This is a genomic window from Olsenella profusa DSM 13989, assembly GCF_030811115.1.
GTDB classification, from domain to species: Bacteria; Actinomycetota; Coriobacteriia; order Coriobacteriales; family Atopobiaceae; genus Olsenella_F; species Olsenella_F profusa.
Genome location: NZ_JAUSQK010000001.1, coordinates 180178 through 204036, shown reverse-complemented (window position 1 = coordinate 204036; position 23859 = coordinate 180178). Strand labels below are relative to the sequence as shown.

At 64.2% G+C, this 23859-nt stretch carries 21 protein-coding genes; 15 read left to right on the top strand and 6 right to left on the bottom strand.

Annotated elements, in window-relative coordinates; genetic code table 11:
* Positions 1-3: 3 nt before the first annotated feature.
* The 6 genes from J2S71_RS00880 to J2S71_RS00855 all read left to right on the top strand — a co-directional run bounded on the left by J2S71_RS00880 (position 4) and on the right by J2S71_RS00855 (position 4620).
* A complete protein-coding gene (locus J2S71_RS00880) occupies positions 4-1119 on the top strand; it encodes a 1-propanol dehydrogenase PduQ (protein ID WP_307388185.1) in 1116 nt (371 codons plus the stop codon).
* 124 nt (positions 1120-1243) lie between these two features.
* Positions 1244-1606 carry a BMC domain-containing protein gene (locus J2S71_RS00875; protein ID WP_021726822.1) on the top strand — a complete coding sequence of 121 codons (363 nt, stop codon included), beginning with the start codon at positions 1244-1246 and terminating at the stop codon, positions 1604-1606.
* A 9-nt stretch (positions 1607-1615) separates the two neighbouring features.
* On the top strand, positions 1616-2047 hold the full coding sequence (locus tag J2S71_RS00870; RefSeq protein ID WP_021726881.1) for a BMC domain-containing protein: 432 nt from the start codon (positions 1616-1618) through the stop codon (positions 2045-2047).
* A 7-nt stretch (positions 2048-2054) separates the two neighbouring features.
* Positions 2055-2534 (top strand): EutP/PduV family microcompartment system protein, encoded by a 480-nt coding sequence (locus J2S71_RS00865; RefSeq protein ID WP_307388181.1) that lies wholly within the window; start codon positions 2055-2057, stop codon positions 2532-2534.
* A gap of 340 nt (positions 2535-2874) precedes the next feature.
* Positions 2875-4164, top strand: a complete 1290-nt coding sequence (eno, locus tag J2S71_RS00860) for a phosphopyruvate hydratase (protein WP_021725190.1) — start codon at positions 2875-2877, stop codon at positions 4162-4164.
* A gap of 51 nt (positions 4165-4215) precedes the next feature.
* Positions 4216-4620: a flavodoxin domain-containing protein gene (locus J2S71_RS00855; protein WP_307388179.1), complete on the top strand. Its 405-nt coding sequence runs from the start codon at positions 4216-4218 to the stop codon at positions 4618-4620.
* Between the two features lie 383 nt (positions 4621-5003).
* Here the strand turns inward: J2S71_RS00855 and J2S71_RS00850 are convergent, their stop codons facing one another.
* Positions 5004-6944: a fructose-1,6-bisphosphatase gene (locus J2S71_RS00850; protein ID WP_307388177.1), complete on the bottom strand. Its 1941-nt coding sequence runs from the start codon at positions 6942-6944 to the stop codon at positions 5004-5006.
* 248 nt (positions 6945-7192) lie between these two features.
* On the opposite strand from J2S71_RS00850, the gene J2S71_RS00845 reads away from it, so the two are divergent.
* The 8 genes from J2S71_RS00845 (at position 7193) to J2S71_RS00810 (ending at position 17715) form a co-directional block, all read left to right on the top strand.
* Positions 7193-7402: a hypothetical protein gene (locus J2S71_RS00845; protein WP_021725187.1), complete on the top strand. Its 210-nt coding sequence runs from the start codon at positions 7193-7195 to the stop codon at positions 7400-7402.
* 115 nt (positions 7403-7517) lie between these two features.
* A complete protein-coding gene (locus J2S71_RS00840; protein WP_307388176.1) occupies positions 7518-8864 on the top strand; it encodes a glutamine synthetase family protein in 1347 nt (448 codons plus the stop codon).
* A 187-nt stretch (positions 8865-9051) separates the two neighbouring features.
* Positions 9052-11325, top strand: coding sequence for an ABC transporter substrate-binding protein/permease (locus J2S71_RS00835; RefSeq protein WP_307388174.1), 2274 nt, complete (start codon positions 9052-9054; stop codon positions 11323-11325).
* Positions 11315-12187: an amino acid ABC transporter ATP-binding protein gene (locus J2S71_RS00830; RefSeq protein WP_021725186.1), complete on the top strand. Its 873-nt coding sequence runs from the start codon at positions 11315-11317 to the stop codon at positions 12185-12187. The genes J2S71_RS00835 and J2S71_RS00830 overlap by 11 nt, the downstream gene beginning before the upstream one ends.
* A gap of 186 nt (positions 12188-12373) precedes the next feature.
* Entirely contained in the window at positions 12374-13048 is a 675-nt protein-coding gene (locus J2S71_RS00825; protein WP_307388173.1) for a winged helix-turn-helix transcriptional regulator, read from the top strand.
* 148 nt (positions 13049-13196) lie between these two features.
* Positions 13197-14696, top strand: a complete 1500-nt coding sequence (locus J2S71_RS00820) for a S1C family serine protease (protein WP_307388171.1) — start codon at positions 13197-13199, stop codon at positions 14694-14696.
* Positions 14697-14845: 149 nt separating this feature from the next.
* Positions 14846-17044: an NAD-dependent DNA ligase LigA gene (ligA, locus tag J2S71_RS00815; RefSeq protein WP_307388169.1), complete on the top strand. Its 2199-nt coding sequence runs from the start codon at positions 14846-14848 to the stop codon at positions 17042-17044.
* 125 nt (positions 17045-17169) lie between these two features.
* Positions 17170-17715, top strand: coding sequence for a hypothetical protein (locus J2S71_RS00810; protein WP_307388167.1), 546 nt, complete (start codon positions 17170-17172; stop codon positions 17713-17715).
* Here J2S71_RS00810 and J2S71_RS00805 read toward each other — a convergent pair.
* Entirely contained in the window at positions 17642-18583 is a 942-nt protein-coding gene (locus J2S71_RS00805; RefSeq protein ID WP_307388165.1) for a hypothetical protein, read from the bottom strand. The two genes, J2S71_RS00810 and J2S71_RS00805, sit on opposite strands and share 74 nt — an antisense overlap.
* 155 nt (positions 18584-18738) lie before the next feature.
* Here J2S71_RS00805 and J2S71_RS00800 point away from each other — a divergent pair, with 155 nt between their 5' ends.
* Positions 18739-18945 (top strand): manganese efflux pump, encoded by a 207-nt coding sequence (locus J2S71_RS00800; protein ID WP_021725182.1) that lies wholly within the window; start codon positions 18739-18741, stop codon positions 18943-18945.
* A 112-nt stretch (positions 18946-19057) separates the two neighbouring features.
* Here the strand turns inward: J2S71_RS00800 and J2S71_RS00795 are convergent, their stop codons facing one another.
* The 4 genes from J2S71_RS00795 to J2S71_RS00780 all read right to left on the bottom strand — a co-directional run bounded on the left by J2S71_RS00795 (position 19058) and on the right by J2S71_RS00780 (position 23782).
* Positions 19058-21148, bottom strand: a complete 2091-nt coding sequence (locus tag J2S71_RS00795; RefSeq protein WP_021725193.1) for a glutamine synthetase III family protein — start codon at positions 21146-21148, stop codon at positions 19058-19060.
* 229 nt (positions 21149-21377) lie between these two features.
* The gene (locus J2S71_RS00790; RefSeq protein ID WP_307388160.1) at positions 21378-21725 is read right to left on the bottom strand and encodes a hypothetical protein; all 348 of its coding nucleotides are present in this window, start codon (positions 21723-21725) and stop codon (positions 21378-21380) included.
* Between the two features lie 369 nt (positions 21726-22094).
* Positions 22095-22454, bottom strand: coding sequence for a hypothetical protein (locus tag J2S71_RS00785; protein ID WP_307388159.1), 360 nt, complete (start codon positions 22452-22454; stop codon positions 22095-22097).
* Between the two features lie 365 nt (positions 22455-22819).
* The gene (locus tag J2S71_RS00780) at positions 22820-23782 is read right to left on the bottom strand and encodes a hypothetical protein (RefSeq protein ID WP_307388157.1); all 963 of its coding nucleotides are present in this window, start codon (positions 23780-23782) and stop codon (positions 22820-22822) included.
* Between the last annotated feature and the right edge of the window lie 77 nt (positions 23783-23859).

Below are 23859 nucleotides of genomic sequence, written 5' to 3'. Positions count from 1 at the left end.
GAGATGAACGAGTTCTACCTCAAGACGAAGCTTTTCTTCGGATCCCAGGCTGTGGAGCACCTTGGCTCCTTGACGTACTCAAACGTCGTCGTCGTAACGGACGGCTTCCTGCAGGAGTCCGGCATGGTCAACAAGATGACCCAGTACCTTCCCACTGGTGTGCACGTGAGCGTATACTCCAACGTCCAGCCCGATCCCAGCCAGGAGCTGGTGGATGTGGGCGTCGAGATGATCATGCAGGCAAAGCCCGATCTCGTCATCGCCTTTGGTGGCGGCTCCTGCATAGACGCCACCAAGGCCATCCTGTACTTCGCAGGTCAGAAAGGCATAGGACGACCGTATTTCCTGGCCGTTCCCACCACGGCGGGAACGGGCTCCGAGGTCACCAACTTTGCCGTCATCACCCGTGGGATGGCCAAGGTTGCCTTGATTGACGATGCCCTTGCCCCTGACGGGGCCCTGTTGGACGCGAGCTTCACCCGCTCCGTCCCGCCCGTCATTACCGCAGACACCGGCCTGGATGTCCTCACGCACGCCCTCGAGGCCTATGTGAGCAACAAGGCCAGCAGCTTTTCCGATGCGCTTGCGGCCAAGGCCCTGCGCATCGTGTTCGAGGACCTGCCGGTGGTCTTTCACGACGGTGACGCCATGAGGGCGCGCGGCCGTATGGCCGAGGCCTCCTGCGTGGCGGGCATCGCCTTCACCAATGCGGGTCTGGGCATCAACCACAGTCTCGCTCACGCTCTGGGCGGACGCTTCCACATCGCCCACGGTCGCCTCAATGCCATCCTGCTGCCTTATGTCATGCGTTTCCATATGGCAGAGGATCGCTACCGCGAGCCCTATGAGCGGCTGGCGTGCGAGTTGGGTATGGCGGATGCCGACGAGCTGCTGCAGAGAGTCATCGATCTGCGTCATGAGCTGGATATCGAGAACTGCCTGGCCGACCTGGGCAAGATTGACTCCTCTGACTTCGAGCGGTCTGTGGGCGAGATGGCAGAGACTGCGGCCCACGATCGTTGCACTCCCACCAACCCGCGCCCAGTCTCAAAGCAGGATCTTATCAACATCTATCGTGATGCGTATCGAGGCCAGGCAAAGAAGAGGCATCTCTCGTGATTGAATACGCGCTTCGGCGGCGCAGGGCAACTATCTGCCAAGCCGTGGCTTGACTTTCACAGGATGTAAGCACCTACACATAGGGTGGGGTCCAGATCGTCTCAGCGCATGGGGGCAGACGAACGTGAGCAACGAACAAGATCAGATTCGTGTGGTCCAAGAGACCGTTTCGGGCAAGGAGATTACCCTTGCCCACGTTATCGGTGGTCCCGAGCCCATCATCTACACCAAGCTCGGCCTCAATCCATCGGTTGACTACGGTTCCAGCGCCCTGGGCATCATGAACATCACGCCACCGGAGTCTGCCGTCATTGCATCTGACATTGCAATCAAGAGTGCGGACGTGTATCTAGGTTTCGCTGACCGCTTTACCGGTACCATGATTATCAGTGGCGAGATCGCAGACGTCACTACCGCCATCACCCAGGTAGTCGAGTTCTTCCATGACACCTTGGGCTACGTTACCTGCAAGGTCACGAAGCGCTAGGTGAGCTGAATGAGGGAACGAATCACAAGGGAACAGGTCTTCGAGGAGTTCTTCCACGGTGAGCCGCCCCGCGGGGAGAATGGCGAGATCCGCATCACACGTATACGCGTGCCCGGGCGCGAGATCGACCTTGCACACATAATGGGAACCTCCCGTCGCCGCGTATGCGAGACCTTGGATCTGGATATCGGCACGCACGAAGGCGAGGACCATACGGGTGAGGCGCTTGGCTTCATGCGCTTCACACCATGGGAGGCCGTCGTGATTGCCGCCGATATTGCCATGAAGCACGGCTCGGTGGACCTGGGCTTCATGGATCGTTTCAATGGCTCGCTCATCCTATGTGGTGCCATCACAGAGATCGAGAGCGCCCAACACGAGATTCTTAGCTACTTTGGTCATGAACTCGATTTTCACGTATGCCAGATGACATACCGGTAGGTACGAGATGAAGCGACTGTTCCTGATGGGACGTAGCGAGGCGGGAAAGACGTCCCTCATCCAGGCCTTGCGTGGCGAGGAGCTGCACTATCACAAGACGCAGTATACCTATGCCCATGGCGACACTATCGACACACCTGGTGAGTATTCGGAGTCCAAGCAGGTGGGTGTGGGCTTGGCCTGCTTCTCGTTCGAGTCCGATGTCGTGGCCATTCTCATTGCTGCAAACGAACCGTTCACGGTCTTCGCGCCCAACTGCAACGCGTTTCTCAACCGTCCGCTCATCGGCATCATCACCAAGATCAACGCACCCAATGCGAACGTGCCCATGGTGCGCCAGTGGCTCGAGAGCTGCTGCTGCGAGCGAATTTTTCTGGTGGACAACGCGACGGGCGAGGGCATCCCCGAGCTGAGGGCATATCTGGAGGAAGACATCCCTGTCATATCGCTGGAGGAGGCGAAGGCCCGCCAACGTCAGGGGGCCTAGGATGGATGGGACGAGCGGTGCCGCAAGCGCATTGTCGTTAGGGTGCCAGCATATGGAGTTCCTCCCGTTTGCCATGGTCTATCCTGAAAACAATGTCTTGGCCTTCAGCGATTGGCTCTACCAGAGCAGCTATACATGGCACTGCTCATATAGAGCCCGTATCTCCCCCGTTGCCGATAAGTTAGCTATAGTATACAATCTAAGTGCGTCACAGACAGACCCGGGGCGCTCGTGTGCCTTCTTCGAGGGAACGCCCTCCGTTCCGGTAATTCCCACTAGTCACTGGGTATTAAAGTAGCAGCGCATCGGAGGCCTGCGGGCCACAAGAGAAAGGCAAGCCATGAGTGAGATCATTGATGTCTACGGTCGCGAGGTCCTGGACTCCCGCGGCAATCCCACCGTCGAGGTGGAGGTGGCTCTGGCAGACGGCTCCGTGGGACGCGCCATCGTTCCCTCCGGTGCCTCCACGGGCGAGTTCGAGGCCGTCGAGCTGCGCGACGGCGACGCCGACCGCTACATGGGCAAGGGCGTGCTCAACGCTGTCGCCCACGTGAACGAGGAGTGCGCCAAGGCCATCGTCGGTCTGGACGCCTCCGACCAGCGTGCCGTCGATCACGCCCTCATCGCCGCCGACGGTACGCCCAACAAGGCCAAGCTCGGCGCCAACGCCATCCTCGGCTGCTCGCTGGCCGTGGCCCGTGCCTCCGCCACCGCGCAGGACCTACCGCTCTACGAGTACTTGGGGGGCGTCAATGGCCACACGCTGCCCACCCCCATGATGAACATCCTCAACGGCGGCGTGCACGCGGACAACAACGTGGACTTCCAGGAGTTCATGATCATGCCGGTCGGTGCGCCCGACTTCAAGACCGCGCTTGCCTGGAGCGCAAAAGTCTACCACACCCTCAAGGGCGTCCTCAAGGATGCGGGGCTCTCCACGGGTGTGGGCGACGAGGGCGGCTTTGCCCCCGACCTCAAGACCAACGCCGAGCCCTTCGAGTACCTCATGGACGCTGTGCGTAAGGCGGGCTTCGAGCCGGGTCGCGACTTCATGTTCGCCATGGACCCCGCCACCTCCGAGGTCTACAACAAGGAGACCGGTGCCTACGAGCTCAAGGGCGAGGGCCGTACCCTCACCAGCGACGAGATGATCGACTACTGGGAGGAGCTCGTCGACAAGTACCCCATCGTCTCCATCGAGGACGGCCTGGCCGAGGAGGACTGGGACGGCTGGGTGAAGCTCACCGAGCGTCTGGGCAGGAAGGTTCAGCTCGTGGGCGACGACCTCTTCGTCACCAACACCGAGCGCCTCAAGAAGGGCATCGAGCTGGGTGCCGCCAATGCCATCCTCATCAAGGTCAACCAGATCGGCACCCTCACGGAGACGCTGGAGGCCATGCAGGTCGCACAGCGTGCCGGCTATACCTGCATCGTGAGCCACCGTTCCGGTGAGACCGAGGACACCACGATCGCGGACCTCGCCGTCGCCACCAACGCGGGCCAGATCAAGACCGGTGCCCCCGCGCGTTCCGACCGCGTGGCCAAGTACAACCAGCTGCTGCGCATCGAGGATGCGCTGGCGGAGTCCGCCGAGTTCTCAGGCAGGGATGCCTTCTACAACCTGCGGTAGCCGCGTTCGCCCCCATCTGACAGGAGAACCGAGCTTCTAGGGAGAGACGATATGAGCAAGGTAGCGGTGGTGTACTTCTCACAGACCGGCAACACCGAGACGATGGCCTATGCCGTGGCTGAGGGCGCCGGTACCGAGGCCGTCGAGTATGACAACTTCGATGCCGGTCAGGTGGCAGGCTACGATGCCTTTGCCTTTGGCTGTCCCGCCATGGGTTCCGAGGAGCTTGACCCCGACTTCGAGGAGCTGTGGGACGATTGCGTCCCCGCCCTCGGCGAGAAGCCCGTGGCGCTCTTCGGCAGCTACGACTGGGGCACGGGAGAGTGGATGGACAGCTGGAAGGAGGCTGCGGAGGAGGCGGGCGTCACGGTGGTGGGCACCGTCATCGCCAACCTCGCGCCTGATGACGACGCGCTGACGCAGCTCAAGGAGCTGGGTGCCACGCTCGCCCAGTAAGGACGGTCATGCCTGTCCAACCCTGCGCGCTGACTGTGGGGCCACTTGCCATGCGAGTGGCCCCACCTCCATGGCATGGCTGAGGGTCCGAGCTACCGAGGCCCGTTTGCCCGCAGCTCTCGTGTGGGCACCTTTCTCCACCCGTGTGGGTGCTTTCTGTTGCATGTGGGTGTCTTTTGCTGCGTGTGGGTGTCTTTCTCCCGGACGGGCTTCTGGCGACCTGCCGTTTTGTGGGCCGTCCGCGGGAGAAAGACACCCACACGGCCCGATTCGCACCCACACGGATCGATCGACGCCCACACGAGTGGAGAAGGGCGCCCACACGCAGCGATTGGCACCCACAGGCTCGGCCCGCGCGATCCCGTGGGCTCAGCGTCGTCAGGTCAGCGGCCTACCGCGAAGGTGCCGCCGCTCAGCCCATGCTCGGGGATGGTGCCCTGTTCGAAGGCATGGGTCAGCGCCTCGAGGTCGGCAATCCGGGAGCGGATGATCGCGCCCTTGTCCGTCTCGGCCACCAGGACCTGATGGGCATGGCGGTCGATCACGTCGCTGTCGCTCAGGATGTCCGCGTTGTCGTCGAGCGCCGCCTCCACGCCCAGGAAGGGGCGGTGCGCCTTGATGCGCAGGGCGTGGGAGCCCGATACCAGCGTGTATCCGGCGATGCCCGTCCTTGTGTGATAGGCGCTGCAGAAGCCGCCGTCGATGATGAGCTTGCGCCCGCCTGCGCGGATGGGGCTCTCGCCGGCGGAGGCCCGCACAGGGGTGTGCCCGTTGACGATGCTGGAGCCGGGTCCCTTGAGGCCGAACTCGGCCAGGATGCGCTCGCAGGTCCCAGCGGAGTCGCTGAGGTCGAAGTAGGGGTCGCGCGGCTCCTCCCAGGCGCGCTCGTCGCACACGAAGGAGCGCTCGAACGTCTTGACCACACGGCCGGAGAGCGGCGAGTGGGCGCCGCACCAGAGGTAGTACATCCAGTCGAGCGCCACCTGGTCGCCGAGCGTCCAGGCACGTCGCGCGACCCTGTCGCAGAAGTCCAGGTAGGATCTGCCACGGTAGGGCCTGCCCTCGCATATGACCGTGGAGAAGGTCCCGTCGGGCTCGAGCGGGATGCACCCATGGAAGAGCAGGTTGCCGTCGCACACACGGTAGATCGACCCCTGCTCGTAGAGGAAGGCCACGTGGCGGTGGAGGCGGTCCGACTCACGAAACGCCGTCGTGAGGCCATCGAGGACGCGTCGCTCGCCCTCGCTCAGGCGGTATGGGTCACTTGGGTCGATGGTGGGAAAGTCGCAGGTCCTGAGGGGCCACTCGCGGTCGCCGACGCGCACGGTGCCGCGGGTCGGGTCCATCTTGTCTAAAAGGAGCCTCCTAGCCGACAGGCGCCAGTCGGGATGGCGGCGGTAGGTCTGTCCCTCCACCTTGAAGAGCATGACGTCGATCGCCTTCTCGATGGGGGCGAGCGCATCGTCGGCGCGGTAGGCCTCGTTGGCGAAGAGGGCGAGCTCGCGCAGGGGGATGCCGTAGCCCACCTCGAGCGTGGCAAGGGTCCCGTAGTGAACGCAGGTGCGCACGACCGAGCAGATGCAGGCCGTGGACCCCGCCGCTGCCCCCATCCAGGCGATGTCATGGTTGCCCCACTGCACGTCCACCGAGGGCAGGTGCGAGATGGTGTGCATGACCTTGTCGGCATGGGTGCCACGGTCGAAGATGTCACCCACCACGTGCATGCGGTCGACGGCCAGCCGCTTGATGAGGTTCGCGAAGGCCTCGATGAGGTCGTCTGCGGCACCGGTGCCCACGACGGAGCGCAGGATGGACAGGTGGTAGCTGTGACGCACGCGCTCCTCGTCGCGCGTGGCATGCATGAGCTCGTCCATGATGTAGGCGTACTCCTGGGGCATGGCCTTGCGCACCTTGGAGCGCGTGTACTTGCCCGCGATCCAGCGGGCGAGACGGACGAGCAGGTGGAGGTTCTCCAGGTACCACTCGTCCGTGAGCCCGCCCTCCTGCCGCACGCGGTCGATCTTCTCGCGGGGATAGTACACGAGCGTCCTCAGCTCGGCCTGCTCGTGCGCGTCCAGCTCCGAGGAGAGGATGATGCGCACCTGCTCGCGGATGATGCCGGAACAGTTGTTGAGTATGTGCCGGAAGGCCTTGTATTCGCCATGGATGTCACTCATGAAGGTCTCCGTGCCACGGGGCAGCGTGAGGATGGCCTTGAGGTTGATGATCTCGCTCATGGTGGCCTGTCGGTTGGGAAAGCGCTGGGAGAGCAGGCGTGCATACTTGAGGTCATCGCCGACGGGCATCTGGTGGGTCTGTTCCATGGGGGCCTCGCTTGTCTGGGGCGCGCGATCGGTCGCCCTGGGGATGAGCGGGGGCAGCCGCCTCCCATTCTATGGGGAGGCGCCCTGCGGTTGCACAGGCACTTGGGCGAACGGCAAACGGGCCGTCCTGCGACGCGATCGGTACGCCCCGCCCTTCCCTCCCCGTCCCATCGCGCCTCTATCCCATGTGACCAACGTGGCACGGCTGGGTATAGTAACCCTAGACTAACGATAGGGAGGAAACCGCCATGGTTGCGAACGTCATCGTCATCGGTGCCGTACTGGCCGTGCTGCTGCTGTGCATTCGCTCGCTGGTGCGCCACAGGGGAGGGGACTGTGCCGACTGCTCCGCCGCCGCGAGCTGCTCGGTGCGTCGTACGGGCAGGGGTAGCTGCACGGTTGCCAAGTCCATGGTCGCCGATGCGGAGCGCGCGCTCGACGCGCGACACGACCGCTAGATGGCGCACGTGTGACCGCTCGTGTGGTTGGCCCGGCTCGAAACAGTGACGTAATATGACTCTGTCAAGGTCAAGGTGATGAGACCGTCTCTGTATGCGAGGCCGAGGAGGGCCCATGAGTGATGACAGGAACATCGACTTCGTCCTGCGGACCATAGAGAAGCGCAACGTCCGCTTCGTGCAGCTGTGGTTCACGGATGTCTTGGGCAAGCTCAAGTCGTTCTCCATCTCCTCGGAGGACCTCGAGGAGGCGTTCATGGAGGGCATCGGCTTCGACGGCTCGTCCATCGAGGGCTTCGTCTCGCAGGAGGAGTCGGACATGCTGGCCTTCCCTGATGCCACCACCTTTCAGGTGCTGCCGTGGCGTCCCGAGGCACATGCCGCCGCGCGCATGTTCTGTGACGTGCGCACGCCGAGTCGCGAGCCGTTCGCCGGCGACTCGCGCTCCGTGCTGAGCAGGATCTTCGAACAGGCGGACGAGAAGGGCTATGTCATCAACGTCGGCCCCAAGCTCGACTACTTCTACCTGCACGACCGGAACTCCGACATCCCCGAGACGGTGGATGGTGCCGGCTACTTCGACCTCACGTCCTCCGACTTCGCCACCGACATCCGTCGCGAGACCACGCTCTCGCTCGAGCGGATGTCCATTCCCGTCTCGTACTCCTATCACAGCAACGCCCCCTCCCAGAACGCGATCGAGCTGCGCTATGCCGAGGCGATCACCGCGGCGGACAACATCATGACCGCGCGCCTCGTGATCCGCCGCGAGGCCAACGAGCACGGTTTCATGGCGTCCTTCATGCCCAAGCCGTTCTCGGACTTCTCGGGCTCGGGCATGTACCTCTACGAGTCCATCTTCAACCACGATGGGGAGAACCTCTTCTGGGGCCCCAAGGAGGGGCATCCCGCGCACCTCTCGCCGCTTGGCCAGAGCTACGTGGCGGGGCTGCTCGCGTATGCGCCCGAGTTCCTCCTGGTCACCAATCCCACGGTCAACTCCTACAAGCGCCTCATCCCCAACGGCGAGGTGCCTATCTACACCACGTGGGGGCGCAAGAATCGCGCCGCGTTGGTGCGCGTGCCCACCCACAAGCCGGGCAAGCATCAGGCGACGAGGGTCGAGCTGCGCAATCCCGATCCCGCCGCCAACCCCTACCTTGCCATCGCCGCGAGCGTGGCCGCCGGGGTCCGTGGCATCGAGGAGGGTCTCAAGCTGCCCGAGGAGTCGTTCTCGGGCCTCGAGAAGCTCAGTGACGCCGAGCTCACGCGCCGGGGGATCCATCGCCTGCCGCGCAACCTGGGCGAGGCCATCAAGAGCTTCGACAAGAGCGAGCTCATGCATGAGACGCTGGGCGACCATATCTGCGACTACCTTGTGGAGCAGAAGTGGAGCGAGTGGGATGAGTATTGTTCCGTCGTCACGGACTGGGAGCGTACGACCTACTACGTTGGCATCTAGGAAACGCACCGCCCTGCCTGCGCACCCCTTGCCCCGCATCGGGTGTGTGCCTGATACGGTCATACGCATAATGACCCCAGGTATTATTCAGGTACACGATAAGGTAACGAAGCCATAATCAGCTGCTGGTATAATTTCCTTCAACTTTCCGATTGGTGATTCATGGTCCGCCTCGGGGAGGTCCAGCATGCAGACTGCGCATGGCACGCACGGAAGGGCCCATCGCAAGACGGGGCACCCGATCCTCGCCATGGCACTTGCGCTGGTCGTCGCCGCGCTCGTGCCGTTCCTTGCGGGGTGCGGCGTACGGCAGGACGACCAGGGGGCGAGCGGGGCACAGGCGCCCGCCTACACCACGGTGACACCAGGGACGCTCACCGTCGTCTCCGATCTGGCAAACCCTCCCTTCGACTACATGGACGATGCCGCCGCGCCGGCGGGCTATGAGGTGGAGCTCATGCAGGCGCTTGCCGCAAAGATGGGCCTTACCTGCGAGTATCTGCCACCACAGAAGTTCGACTCCATCATTCCCATGATCAGGCAGGGCGGCAAGGCCGACGTGGGCGCCTCCAACCTCACCATCACGGACGAGCGCCTGCAGGAGGTCGACTTCACCAATCCCTACATCGACTCCAACCTGGGTATCGTCACGCCCGCCGGCACCTCCGACGCCGTGGCGCGCGACTATCAGAGCCTCAATGTGCCCAGCGCTACCATTGCCGTGCAATCGGGCACGACGGCCGACCAGTGGGCGCGCGAGAACCTGCCCAACGCCCAGATAGTTGCCCTCGACGACGCCATCGCCGCTCTTACGGGCGTGCAGAGCGGCCTCTACACGGCCACGATCGCCGACCTCCCCGTGATGCGGTACGAGTGCATGAACTCGTTCACCGATCTCCGCATCGCACTGCAGGTGCCCACGGGCGAGCAGTTTGGGCTCGTGGTCTCCAAGGACAACCCCAGCCTCACCGAGGCACTCAACGACGCCCTGCAGCAATGCCGTGACGACGGCACCATCGACGCCCTCGACAAGAAGTGGTTCGGCGGTGCGTCCTCGTCAGATGTCGCCACGCTCTCCACGGGTGACGACGCCATCGACTCGTCGGGCGCAGGCAGCATCACCGTCGGCAAGGCGACGGCACGCCCCAACGAGGAGGGAGGCGACTCCATCATCGGCGGCATCGATACGCGCCTCACCTGGGAGGGAACCGTCCATGTGGCCGATGGCGTCTCGTCCGTCACCCTTCAGCTGCCCGAAGGCTCCAGCCTCGAGCATGCCAGCACGCGCGTGACGGTGCTCTCTGGCCTCGACCGCCTTGAGGTTCCCACGACCGTGAGCGTGGAGGGTTCCACGCTCACGGTCACCTTCGACACGCCCGTGCAGGACGGCTCTCTGCTGCGCATCGAGGCCACGAACATGCGCTTCCCAAGCGGTGGTGGGGACTTCGCCGTATCGGGAGGCTATGAGACGGCGATGGGCCTTGCGGGTGTCATTCCCGCCTCGCCCAGCATCCACACCATTGCCATCACGCCGCTGCAGGCGACGGTCACATGGCTGGATGACCAGGCCTGGGTCGCCGCGTGGAATTCCGTGCCCTTCCTGGGCACGTTCCTCAAGCCCCAGATCCTGGTGACGTCATTCGCGCGCCTGTTTCCCGGCTGGCTGCTCTGCCTGGTGCTGGTGCTGTGTGCCTACCCCTGTGCCATCCTGCTGGGGCTCGTGTTCGCCCTCATGCGCATCTCGCGCCATGCCGTGCTGCGTGGCCTCTCGTCCCTCTACGTCAACGTGCTGCGAGGGACGCCGTTCTTCCTGCAGATCTACCTCATGTTCTTTGGCCTGCCCATGATGGGCGTCAACATCGACAACGTGGTCCTTGGCGTCATCGTGGTGGCCATCAACTCCTCCGCCTACCAGGCCGAGATCTATCGTGCCGGCATCCAGTCCATACCGGATGGCCAGTACGAGGCCGCCTCCTCGCTGGGTATGAGTCCCCTGCAGACCATGGTGTGGGTCATCCTGCCCCAGACGATCCGTCGCGTGATTCCCACCGTCACGAGCGACTTCATCACCTCGTACAAGGACACGTCACTGCTCTCATCCGTGGGCGTCATGGAGCTCATGATGTTTGCCAAGAACATCAGCAACACCACGGGCAACATCACGCCCTACATCGCGGCGGCCATCTACTACCTCATCGTGACGCTGCCGCTCATCAAGCTCGTGAGCTCCGTGGAGCGGCGCATGGCCACGGCCGAACGAGGTGGCGGGGACCGCCCCGCGGTCGAGGAGGGGGCATCGGCCCCCTCCGATGCGGGGACGGCCACAGGCGTCGATGCGGGTGCCGCCGCAGAGTCCGATCGGGCCAGGGCTTCGGCCGGGCGGCCCTCGGCACTGCGGTCGCTCCTGGCGCCCCTTGGCCCACATGTCGTAACCGATGGAGGTACCAATGATGCCCTTTAGGAGGAAGAGTGCCTCTGGGCAGGCGTCTGCCAGGGCGACTCCCGCCCCGCTCGCCTCCGAGGAGGCGGCGCGTGTCGCCTTCGATCACGATAGGCACCTCTCGAACCATCACTTCACGGAAGGGGAGCACCCAGTCGTTCGCATCGAGCATCTGGGCAAGAGCTTCGGTGCCACGCCCGTGCTGCGCGACGTGAGCCTCAACGTGTGGAACGACGAGATCGTGGTGATCCTGGGCCCCTCAGGCTCGGGAAAGTCAACCATGCTGCGGTGCATCAACCTGCTTGAGACGCCCACCTCGGGCCACATCCTTGTGGACGATCGGGAGATCACGGGCGCGACGAAGGCGGAGGCGACCAGGATCAGACGCGATCTCGGCATGGTGTTCCAGCAGTTCAACCTCTTTCCGCACCTCACGGCCAAGCAGAACGTCATGCTGGGCCCGATGCGCGTGCTCGGCATGGCGCATGAGGAGGCCGAGGCGGAGGCCCTGCGCCAGCTCGATGCCGTGGGCCTCGCCGACCGAGCCGAGTTCAAGCCACCTCAGCTCTCGGGCGGTCAGCAGCAGCGCGTGGCCATCGCACGTGCGGTGGCCATGCATCCCAAGGTACTGCTCTTCGACGAGCCCACCTCGGCGCTTGATCCCGAACTCGTGCGTGGGGTGCTTGCCGTCATGCAGGACCTCGCCATCAATGGGGACATGACCATGGTCGTGGTCACCCACGAGATGGGCTTCGCGCGCGCCGTGGCCGATCGCGTGGTGTTCATGGAGGGGGGTGTCGTGGTCGAGCAGGGACTGCCCGAGAACGTCTTTGACCATCCCCGTGAGGCGCGCACGCGTGAGTTTCTGGGAAGCCTTCGGTAGGGGGCGTCGTGTGCGCCATGCATGTCATCGGCTGCCCGTCGGGTCGCAATTGTGGAACCCTTGCGCACTGTCGTACCGGTTTGCCTGTATACGACGATGTGTGGCCAAGGATGTGTGGTAGGCTCGATAACGGCCCTCTCCGACCGTTGGATGACTATGATGATGCAGATGAGACGGGGAGCACGGATGCACCACAAGAACATTCTCCTGGTTTCCAAGACCTCACGCTACATGAGTCACATGCATGAGCTCAGGCGCTCGCTGGATGTCTCGATCCTGCCCACCACCCCGGAGACGTTCTCGCAGGCGATTCGCTCCGGTCATGAGTTCGACCTCGTCATAGTGGACTTTGCCGGCCTCAGCCAGGCGACGGTCAACGAGATTGACGACTATGTCTCGGAGAACGGCTGCATTCCGGTGCTGGCCATCCAGGACGCGAGCCAGCTCTCCAACCTCCATCTTCCCGTACAGGGGAGGAACGACTTCATCATTGCCGATGCGAGCCAGGCGGAGTTCGAGGTGCGCTGCGCCCTGCTGCTCTGGCCGAGCGACCAGAGCACCCCCTCCGACGTGGTGACGGTCGACAACATGACCATCAACCTCGCCACCTATCAGGTGTATATCGACGACGAGCCCGTTGACCTCACGCTCATGGAGTATTCGCTGCTGTCCTTTCTGGCCACGCACCCCTCGCGTGCGTACTCGCGCGAGACGCTCCTGCATCGCGTGTGGGGCTTTGAGTACTGCGGTGGCACACGTACGGTTGACGTGCACATTCGTCGTGTGCGCTCCAAGGTGGGGCCGCACATCGCCTCGCACATCGCCACCGTGCGTGGCGTGGGGTACCTCTTCAAGCTTTAGAGCAGCTTTATGGGAGACTTTGGTGCTGATGTCGGGATTTTCCTACCGCCCTCTTGACACCTACAATCGTAGGATATGAAAAAGTGGGATTCGTCCCCAGAGAGGTCGGGCAGCGTGCTTGGCCTAGGGAGAGAGAAAGCGTGCAACCATGAGCGACACGAACCAGAGCGGGACCTCTCAGGCAGGCGTTCCGCAGCAGCCTGCCCAGGGGGGCCAGGCGTCTTGCCAGGGGCAGCCGGTGGCCGCGCCCCAGTATGCCGCACAGCCCCAGCAAGGCTACCAGGCGGCCCAGCCCAGCCCAGCCCCTCAGCCGCAGCCCTATGGCTACCAGCAGCGGCCCGTGCAACCAACCCAACAGCCCCCCCGGCAGCAGGTGGCGGGCCAGGCGGCCCCGCAGGCCGCGGCTGCGACGGGAACCACCTCCCAGCAGCAGTCCGTCCCTGCTCCCGGTGCGCCGCAGCAGCGGACCGCCAAGCCCAAGCAGAAGAAGCCCCACAAGCCCATGGCGGGAGGCCTGCGCGCGGGTCTCATTGGCGCCGTCTGCGGCGTCGTGGGCGCCGGCCTGCTCGTGCTGGTGCTCACCCTGACGGGCGTCATCGGTGGCACCAAGGTCATCAACACCACCAACAGCGCGGCAGGTCGTACCGTCAACATCACGAGTGATGGCGAGGACACCTCGGTCGCCAAGGCGGTCGCCGCCAAGGACCTGCCCTCCGTCGTCTCCGTCTACGTGACCAACAAGAAGGGCGCGGGACTCGGCTCGGGGGTCATCCTGGATACCAGCGGCAACATCGTCACGAACTACCATGTGGTCAATGGTGCCGATGACGTCTCGATCAACCTGGACGGCAAGAGCTTCGATGCCACGGTCGTGGGCACCGATTCCTCGAGTGACATCGCCGTGATCCATGCCGACTTTGGTGACACCACGCTCACCCCCATGGAGATCGGTGACTCCGACCAGCTTGTCGTGGGTGACTGGGTCATGAGCATCGGCAGCCCGTTCGGCCTTGACCAATCGGTCTCCTCAGGCGTCGTGAGCTCGCTTGCGCGCAACACGCTGCTGAACTCCTCCGGCGGTCAGACCATCTACACCAACCTCATCCAGGTGGACGCGGCCATCAACCCCGGCAACTCCGGTGGGGCGCTCGTGAATGATGAGGGCAAGCTCGTGGGCATCTGTACGCTGTTCTCCTCGGATACCGAGTCGTTTGCGGGCATTGGCTTCGCCATTCCGGGCAACTATGCCATGAATATCGCGAACCAGATCATCAGCGGCAAGGCGGTCGAGCATGCCTACATTGGCCTTTCGATGCAGACTGTGAACTCGCGCGTCGCCAAGCGCAACCATCTCTCTGTCAACCAGGGAGCCTATGTCTCCTCCGTCACCTCCGATGGCCCTGCTGCCAAGGCGGGCGTCAAGGTGGGTGACGTCATCACGGCCGTCAATGGCGAGGAGATCTCGTCGGCGGATGGCATGATCCTAGCTGTTCGCTCACATAACATCGGTGACACCATCACCGTGACCGTCATGCGTGATGGCCAGTCCCAGGACATCGCCGTGACGCTGGGCTCCGACAATGGCAAGACGAGCGACTCGAGCGGGTCGGGCTCGAGCGGCAGGGGCGGTAGCGACAGCAGCCGATAGGGCATCGCCAATCGGCGTGAGGCAGGGGCCTGGCCACCATGGCCATGCCCCTGCCATGCCCCTGCACGAACGCCGCGCCGCACGGGGGAGCACCGGGCGGTATCCTAGGGAAGATGCATGCACGGATGGCTTGGTCGATGGGAGCGCATATGGCGGATGACGAGCGGATGCCTCTGTTTGGCACGGGGCAGGCGAGGGACCACGCGTCCGACCAGGGGGGTGCCACGACCCCCGCCGCGCGTGCGGCCGAGCTCAACCGCATTCTGAGCCGTGCCGCCTATGCCTATTACGCGCTCGATGCGCCGGAGATGACAGACGCCCAGTTCGATCGCTATCTGGTGGAGCTCAAGGCCATCGAGGCCGAGCATCCCGAGCTGGTAAGCCCAGACTCCTATACCCAGAATGTCGGAGGGTATGTCTCTGACCAGTTCGAGCCCGTGCGTCACGCCCGACGCATGTACTCCATCGATGACGCCATGAACCTGGATGAGCTCGACGAGTGGCTGGATCGCACGGACGAGGCCCTCGGCGTGACGCCCGACCATCCTGCGGCCTACACCTGTGAGCTCAAGATCGATGGCCTGGGCATAGCGCTCACGTATCGCGATGGCCAGCTCCTGCGTGCGGCAACGCGAGGGGATGGCACCACCGGAGAGAACGTGACGGCCAACGCCCTCACGATCAGGGACATTCCGCGCACCATCGCCCGCGCCGGCCTCGCCAAGATCCAGGACGGGGGGCTTGGCCAGCGCGTGGAGGTGCGTGGCGAGGTCTACATGCCCAAGGCGAGCTTCGTGCGCCTCAACGAGCAGAACGACGCGGCGGGCAGACAGCCCTTCGCGAACCCGCGCAATGCGGCCGCGGGCAGCCTGCGCCAGAAGGACGCCGCGGTCACGGGTGCGCGCGACCTCAGGACCTTCATCTATGCCGTGGCGGATAGCAGGCCCATCGCCGTGGGCACCCAGCACGACTTCCTCGCCTGGCTCAAGGACTGCGGCTTCTCGGTGAACCCGCACGCCCGTCGCATGGAGAGCTCGACCGAAGTGCATAAGTACTGTGCCAACGCCCTGGCACACCGGGAGGATCTCGACTACGACATCGATGGTGTGGTGGTGAAGGTGGACTCCTTTGTCGGCCAGGGCGAGCTCGGCTTCACGGCGCGCGCCCCACGCTGGTCCATCGCCTTCAAGTTCCCGCCCGAGGAGCGGCGTACCGTGCTGCGCGCCATTCGCGTGCAGGTGGGCCGTACGGGCGTCCTGACGCCGGTCGCCGAGTTCGATCCCGTGACGGTGGCCGGATCCACCATCGCACGCGCCACGCTCCATAACATCGACGAGGTGCGCCGCAAGGACGTGCGTGTGGGCGACACCATCGTGGTGCACAAGGCCGGCGATGTGATTCCCGAGGTCGTTGGTCCCATTCTTGAGGGAGCCATGAGGGGCGCGCATGAGGCCCGCCCACTCTGGGACATGCCGACGACCTGTCCCGCCTGTGGGAGCCCGGTCGTGCGCGACGAGGGGGAGGTGGCCTTCCGCTGCGTGTCCATCGATTGCCCGGCCCAGGCCACCGAGCGCCTCATCCACTGGGGCAGTCGAGGCGCCATGGACATCGATGGCCTGGGCGTGGAGCTGGTGGGTCGCATGGTGGAGCAGGGCCTGCTCTCGGATGTGGCCGACTACTACGACCGCCTGGACGCGGACACGCTTGCAGCGGTGGACACCGGGCGCAGCTATGAGACGAGCACGAGAGACCACCTCAAGGGAGACCCCATCTTCGTGGGGCGTACCATCGCGGCCAAGGTCATGGATCAGATCGAGGCATCCAAGCGCGCGGGCCTTGCGCGCGTCCTCTTTGGGCTGGGCATCCGCCACGTGGGATCCAACGTTGCCGCGCTCCTGTCGAGCCACTTTGGGAGCATGCGGGCCCTGGCCATGGCATCGGCGGAGGACATCGCCTGCGTGGAGGGCATCGGTCCCAAGATTGCCGCGACGGTGGTGGAGTTCTTCTCCATACCCGAGAACGTGGCCGTCATCGAGCGACTGCGCGCCGCCGGCGTGTCGCTCGAACAGGAGGGCTTCGGCGAGGAGCCGGAGCGTCCCCAGGGCCTGGCGGGCCTCACCTTCGTGCTGACGGGCACCTTGGAGAAGTACAGCCGCAGCGAGGCTGGCGCGCGCCTCAGGGAGCATGGTGCCAAGGTCTCCGGCTCGGTCTCGCAAAGGACGAGCTATGTGGTGGCGGGCGCGAACGCAGGGTCAAAGCTCGCCAAGGCGCAGCGGCTGGGCGTGCCGGTCCTTGACGAGGGCGCGCTCGACGCCATCCTGGCGTCTGGGATGCCGCCCGAAGGGTAGACTGCGGCGAGACACATGCCACGACGGCCGCGACATGCGTTCTGGGGTGCCCCTGCGGTTGTGTGGGACGTTGTTGGGCTAGCGATCAGGGGGAGCCTTGGCAGCAGTCTTCTCCGCTCACCGTCATGCTGCTCACGGCGACGCTTGCGCCGTTCCTGGCGAGCCTGGTGCCAGGTCGGGCGGTACCCGAGGTGGTCTGGCACTTCATGAACGAGAGCAGCGAGGGGTCGTCGTTCCCGCTGGTTCGTCTGGTGGCTACGATCCTCGTCCTTTTGCTCTTGGACTCGGCGCTCACGGTGCTGTTCATTCCCATCGTGACGGCGGTCGTGCGCGTGGCGGAGCCGGCAGAGGCCCTCGGGCAGCTCGTGATGCGCCACGAGGATCCCCGTGCGATCCTCCATGAGCATCGCCTTGCCTTCATGGAGCATCAGGAGCAGTTCCGCAGGCGCCTCATCCAGGCGCATGAGCGCGGGGAGCGCATGGATGCCGCAGAGTATCTGGCCCGTGGTGGCTACCGTGCCCTTGTCACCCAGTTCCGGCCGGCGCAGGACGATGTCGCAGCCATGCCCGAGAGGCCACCCACGCATCCGGGGGACGCTACACGGCCCGACCCCCCTCTGTGGGGACGCCGTCATAGTTGCGGGAACCCACCAGGTCCTGGAGCGCCTTGAGGTCGCCCCTGACGAATGCCCCACAGAGGTCTGGCCATTCGGCGAGGGCGTCTTGGAACAGATCGGCGAAGCTTGCGGTGCTGGGTTCGTTCGTGCTGGGATCATGCCACACGTGATGCTCGAGGTTCGCAGCGGCGCATGTGTCGCTTGCGCTGGGCATGTGGGCGAGGGCGCATGCCATGGAGTGGGGTCTGACGAGGCGCTCCAGGCTCGCGAGCGCCCTCTGAGTGGGCGAGCCAGCGGGCTCGAGCAGGCGATAGGCCGTGCGATAGTCACGTACGCTGGCGCCATACTGCCTGGCATCGATCGAGAGGCCATACACCTCGAAGGCCACCTGCGAGAGAAGCGTGCCGGCGATGCGCTCGATGTGCGCCGTGGAGGCGAGGTAGCTCTCCGATGGTATCTCCGCGGTGGTTCTGCCACGCATGCTCCAGAGTAGCCAGCTGTCGATGTCACCCTCGATGAGGGCATGCACCTCGTGATGCGCGTCCCGAAGGCCGACGCCCATGTCGCAGAGGGCGTTCTCCTGGGCATAGACGAAGGGGTGTGTGCGGCTGTCGAGCAGGTAGTGGCCCAGGAGGCCCAGGACGAAGGCACGGGCGGTCCTCCTGTCCCCCTCATGCAGATGGAGTACGGACTCTCGCGACGAGAGAAGGGCGTCCAGCGCATGTGTGCCATGCATGCGCAGCGCCAGTTGGTGCACATGGGCATTGATCTGTGGAAGCGCGCGGAAGCGGAGGTAGAGGGGGTCGGAACCCTGGTTGCCAAGGAGGAATGCCACCGTCTCCTCCTCGCATGCGAGCATGTCCTCGGGCAAGAGCCGTGCGGCCTCCTCGCCAAAGAGATGGTGCGCTATGAGTGCGGGCATGGTGAGGCCTCGTTTCGACAACTATCGGCAGTGTAGCTCCTTTGTGACGCTTCGGAGGGACGGGGGACGGTATGGTCGGGGTGGGTGTGCCTTGGGTATGATGGTAGGACTTTGCATGGTGGGCCAAGGGAGGTTCGTGACGAGGAAGGGGACACGTGGGGGCGGTCGAGGTCGTTGTCTTGGGACTGGCACTGTCCATGGATGCCTTCGCCGCCAGCGTGATCGGCGTGATGACAGCTGCCTGCTGCGTCGTGGGCTTGGCCATCGGCCGTCGTCTGGGGCACCTGCTCGGTGACGATGCCGAGCTCCCTTGGAGGCATCTGCTCATCTTCATTGGCACGCGGGCATTTCTGGGACTCTGATCGTCATGCAGCCAAAACCTCACCCATCCCCCTCGCACGATGCGGAAGAAGATGGGCGCACCGAGGCGCGGACAGCCCCGATGACCTCGGACGCGATGCCCTATACGAGGCCCTATACGTAGAACAGCATCTTGTTGTAGCTGGGCACGGGCCACCAATCATGGCCACAGAAGCGCTCCATGCCATCCACGTGCGTGCGCAGCTCCTCCATGAGGGGCAGCACCTCGTCGTGGTACACACGATCCTGTCTCCCGCAGTCCTCGATGGAGCGGGCCTCCTTGTTCTTGGCCTCCAGGGTGGCGACGGCATCTGAGATGGCATCGATACCGTCGGTGATGCGCCGTGTCAGCTCCTTCTCGGAGCGGCCGGTGATGCCGATTTCGGCCTTGGTTGCGACGGCGGTCGCCAGCTCGCCGGAGTAGTCGATGAGCGCAGGCAGGTACATGTGGCGCACCATGTAGCTCATCGTGTTGGCCTCGATGTTGATGAGCTTGGCATACTGCTCGGCTGCCGCGACATAACGCGCGTGCGACTCGCTCTCGTTGAGGACGCCATACCTGTCGAACAAAGCGATGTTCTCGGGCTTGATGAGGCAGGGCAGGGCATCGGCGGTGCTCTTGAGGTTGGGCAGGCCGCGCCGTTCGGCCTCGGCCTCCCATGCGTTGGCGTAGCCGTTGCCGTCGAACAGGATGCGCTCATGGTCGCGGAACGTGTGGCGCACGAAGCGCATGGCCACGGTTGGGAAGGCCTCGTCGGAGCGCTCGGAGACGTACGCGCAGAAGCGGTCGAACTGCTCGGCGACAGCGGTGTTGAGCACGACGTTGGGATCGGAGAGGTTCTGTTGGCTGCCGCACATGCGGAACTCGAACTTGTTGCCCGTGAAGGCGAACGGCGAGGTCCGGTTGCGGTCGGTGTTGTCACGCAGGACGTTGGGCAGCGCGGGGACGCCGAGGTCGATTTCCTCGCGATCCTGGCTCTCGGCATGCTCCTTCTTGATGAGCGCCTCGACGACGGGCGTGAGGGCATCGCCCAAAAACACGGAGATGATGGCCGGTGGCGCCTCGTTGGCACCGAGGCGACGGTCGTTGCCCGCGGAGGCGACGCTTGCGCGCAGCAGGTCGGCGTGCTCGTCAACGGCGGCGACCAGGCAGGCGAGGACGACGAGGAACTGCAGGTTGTCCTCGGGGCTGGCTCCTGGCTCGAGGAGGTTCTCGCCGTCGGCGGAGATGGACCAGTTGTTGTGCTTGCCGGAGCCGTTGACGTAGTCGAAGGGCTTCTCGTGCTCGAGGCAAGCGAGGTCGTGGTGCGTGGCCAGGAGCTTGAGCTTCTCCATCGTGAGCAGGTTGTCATCGATGGCGAGCGGCCCCTGCTCGAAGATGGGGGCAAACTCGTGCTGACAGGGGGCGACCTCGTTGTGCTTGGTCCTCAGGGGCACGCCAAGCTTCCAGAGCTCGTCGTCGACCTCCTTCATGAAGGCATTGACGGAGGGGCGGATGGCGCCAAAGTAATGCTCCTCGAGCTCCTGTCCCTTGGCGGGCTCACAGCCAAAGAGCGTGCGTCCGGTGAGGATGAGGTCGGGGCGGGCCTTGTAGTCCTCCTCGGAGATGAGGAAGTACTCCTGCTCGGGGCCGACGGTGGTGCAGACGCGTCGGGGCTGCTTGCCAAAGAGCCTGAGCATGCGCTTCGCCTGCTTCTCGAGGGCCACCTCGGAGCGCATGAGCGGCGTCTTCTTGTCGAGTGCCTCGCCGGTGTAGGAGATGAAGGCGGTGGGGATGCAGAGGACCTCGTCCTTGATGAACGCGGGGCTCATGGGATCCCACACGGTGTAGCCACGGGCCTCGAACGTGGCGCGCAGACCCCCGGAGGGGAAGCTGGAGGCGTCGGGCTCGCCCTGGACGAGCTCCTTGCCGGAGAAGGCCATGAGGATGGTTCCATCGCCCTTGGGAGTGATGAAGGAGTCGTGCTTCTCGGAGGTGATGCCGGTGAGGGGCTGGAACCAGTGTGTGAAATGCGTGGCACCCTGCTCGAGCGCCCAGTCCTTCATGGCATGCGCAATCTCGTTGGCAACGTGCAGGTCGAGGGGCTTGCCCTCCTTGATGGTGCGCCTGAGCTCCTTGTAGGTCGGCTTGGGCAGGCGCTCCTGCATGTCCGCATCGGTGAAGAGCAGACTCCCGTATTCTTCCGTGACCTTGTCGTGTGACATACGTGCTTCCTCTCCATCCGTGGCATGGGAGCCACCTAGGGTTGGTGTGGGCGCCCGCCAACATGGTGCCTTCGAACCGCTGCCAGGCAGGCTACAGTAGCCCTGTCTCGCCATTGTGACAGCACGAAAACCTCCGTGCCGAGCCGACGCGTGCATTTCGTCAACGCTCACGAATAAACCGTGTCCCCGGCGTGCCCTGCGCACGGCCACGAGCTGGCCATGCCAGCGCTCAGGCCCTAGCTCGCATGGGGTTGGCGCCGGTCATGGTGCCCGTGCCGTCGAGGGTGGGTGGCTCCTCGCGCGCCGCGCCCACGCTCGCATGGGTGCCCGTGAGGTCGCAGATCGGGATGTTCCTATAGCCCGAGGCGAAGCTGCCCACGAGGTATGGTCCCGTCCATACGCGCATGCCGCTAGGCGTCAGGCAGTACTCGAGGTCCGAGCCCACATGGTCGGCCCTGCTCCTTCCGCCGAGCAGTTGGGAGAGGTCCGTTCCATACAGGTCGGAGGGATTTCTGGCGAGATCGTCTGCCAGGACCTTGCGGCACAGGGAGTTCAGGCTGCCATCGGAGAGACCCACGGCCTCTGCGACAGTGACGACCGCGCGCGTCCACGTTCGCGATCGTTGTGGTGACCTGTTGCCAGCCATGCGCCCCACCGTTGATCTGATAGGCTATGTTCAGGATGCAGATGATGCCATCCTGGAAGTATGTGACCTTGTCGTCATAGGCTCCATAGGCGTCGTCCTTGGAGCTCTCCAGTTGCACGTAGGTGGAGGTGGTCCTCCCCACGGCGAGCGACTCGGTCGAGCATGTGTAGGTGGCGGGGGTCATCTGTCTGCGCTGCTCCTGCGTCCTTTGTACAGGGCTGTCTATGCTGTCCTGGCTGGTCCCACCGCCTTGCGCATAGCGCCTGGATGCGTCGAGCAGCCTGTCGTATTCGTCGCCTCCTATGGTGCCGTGACGGTGTGGCTGCCTGGCTGCACGACAACGGTGTCCGAGATGTCGCTGAGATAGACGTTCCCGTCGACGGACGTGCCCTCCAATGTCGTGCCCGAGAGGTGCAATGGGATCTTGGGATCGGTCGTCGCGCCATACCCAGGGGCGTCAATCTGAAAGCTCACCTGCACCGTCTTGGGTTGGGCGAGCGTGCTCCAGACGAGATATCCGACGATGTCCACGGCGGTGATGCTGAGGATGATGGCGATCGCCACGAGGGGTCGGAGGGGACGCATGCGCTTCGGCGTGCCAGACGCCTCCGGTGTCGGGGCCGTCTTTTCGATGGCGACACTGCAGGTGGGACAGAACATGGGGACTCCTCGCGCCATGCGGACATGAGCCGTTGTCATGCCTATCAATGTAGCACCGTGCGCAACCGCCACGCACTCGATTGGTGTGACGTCCCCTTCCTTCATGCCAGTCCTCTGCGGGTACGCATTTCCTGCCCTGTGGGTGCCTTTTGCTACGTGTGGGTGCTTTTTTCCCGGACGGTCCTCCCGCGACCTGCCATTTTGTGGGCCGTCCGCAGGAGAAAAGCACCCACACGGCCCGATTCGCACCCACACGGCCCGATTCGCACCCACACGGCCCGATTCGCACCCACACGGCCCGATTCGCACCCACACGGATGGAGAGAAGAGCATCCACGGGAACGGCTGGCCTCGTCTCCTGTGGCTCAAATCTTCCGGCAATCGAGAGGGCGTAGGTCGAGCCGCCGGGGCTCACGCTCATGTGGGATGCCATATGCCGTGAGAAGGTGCGCAAGGCGGCGCCGATTCCTCATGTCCTGCCAGGAGAAGCGCACCACACTGCCACCAAGTGTCAGATGAGACTCGCGCAGGCGCTCGTCGGCAAGCACGTCCACGGCATCCTTCCCCCGCGTCATGCGCGGGTTGCGATACTTCTCCCGCCCATCGAACTCCCCAAGCACCCACCGCCCGTCTGCGAGCGTCCACAGAAAGTCAACACGATGTGGCGTGCTGCTGAGGGGATCAGGTATCTCAACCTGCAGCATCGGCAGGGAGAAGCCCTCTTCGATCATCGCTGCGCGAGCAATGGACTCGCCGCCGCTCTCCGCCCGCGCATCCGCATATGCCGCCACCAGCTTTGCCTGACGGAGCCCATGCGTCCGCCGGTCAACCGCGTGGCAGCGTGCCAGAAGCCAGTCCTGATCCTTCGCGCATACGCGCAGGGCGGAGTCTGCAATGGCAAGGCCGCGCGAGAAGTCGAGCCAACGCATACAATCGACGATCGTCCGTTCGGCGGAGGAGACTCTCATCCCCCCGACGGTCATCACCTTCATATCACGCAGATGATGCCACATGACCGATGCGGTATTCCGCCTCGAAGCCTCACCGGAGCATACGAGATGCAGCCGATGCATGCATGAGTTCGAGACGTCGAAACCGAGGACAAGGGCGGCACTGGGGCCGCAGAACACCCAATCCGGGTGCATGCGCGCGAGCGTGCGCATCATCCTCAGGTGCCGCTCGGAGACGGTCAGGGCATCCCAGCTGGGGGCACGGGCGAACATCCCAGGGTAGGGACGCGTGATGACACTACCGTTGGTCATACCCTTAAGCGCGTTCTGCTCGGCCTTGCAGGTGGGTGCATACAGCAGACCAGCACGTTCAGCCATACCCATGCGATTCATCAGGTCCTCCATGGCATATGTGCCCCCGTTCCGTGCCACCTCTCCCGTGGGATGTACCGTTC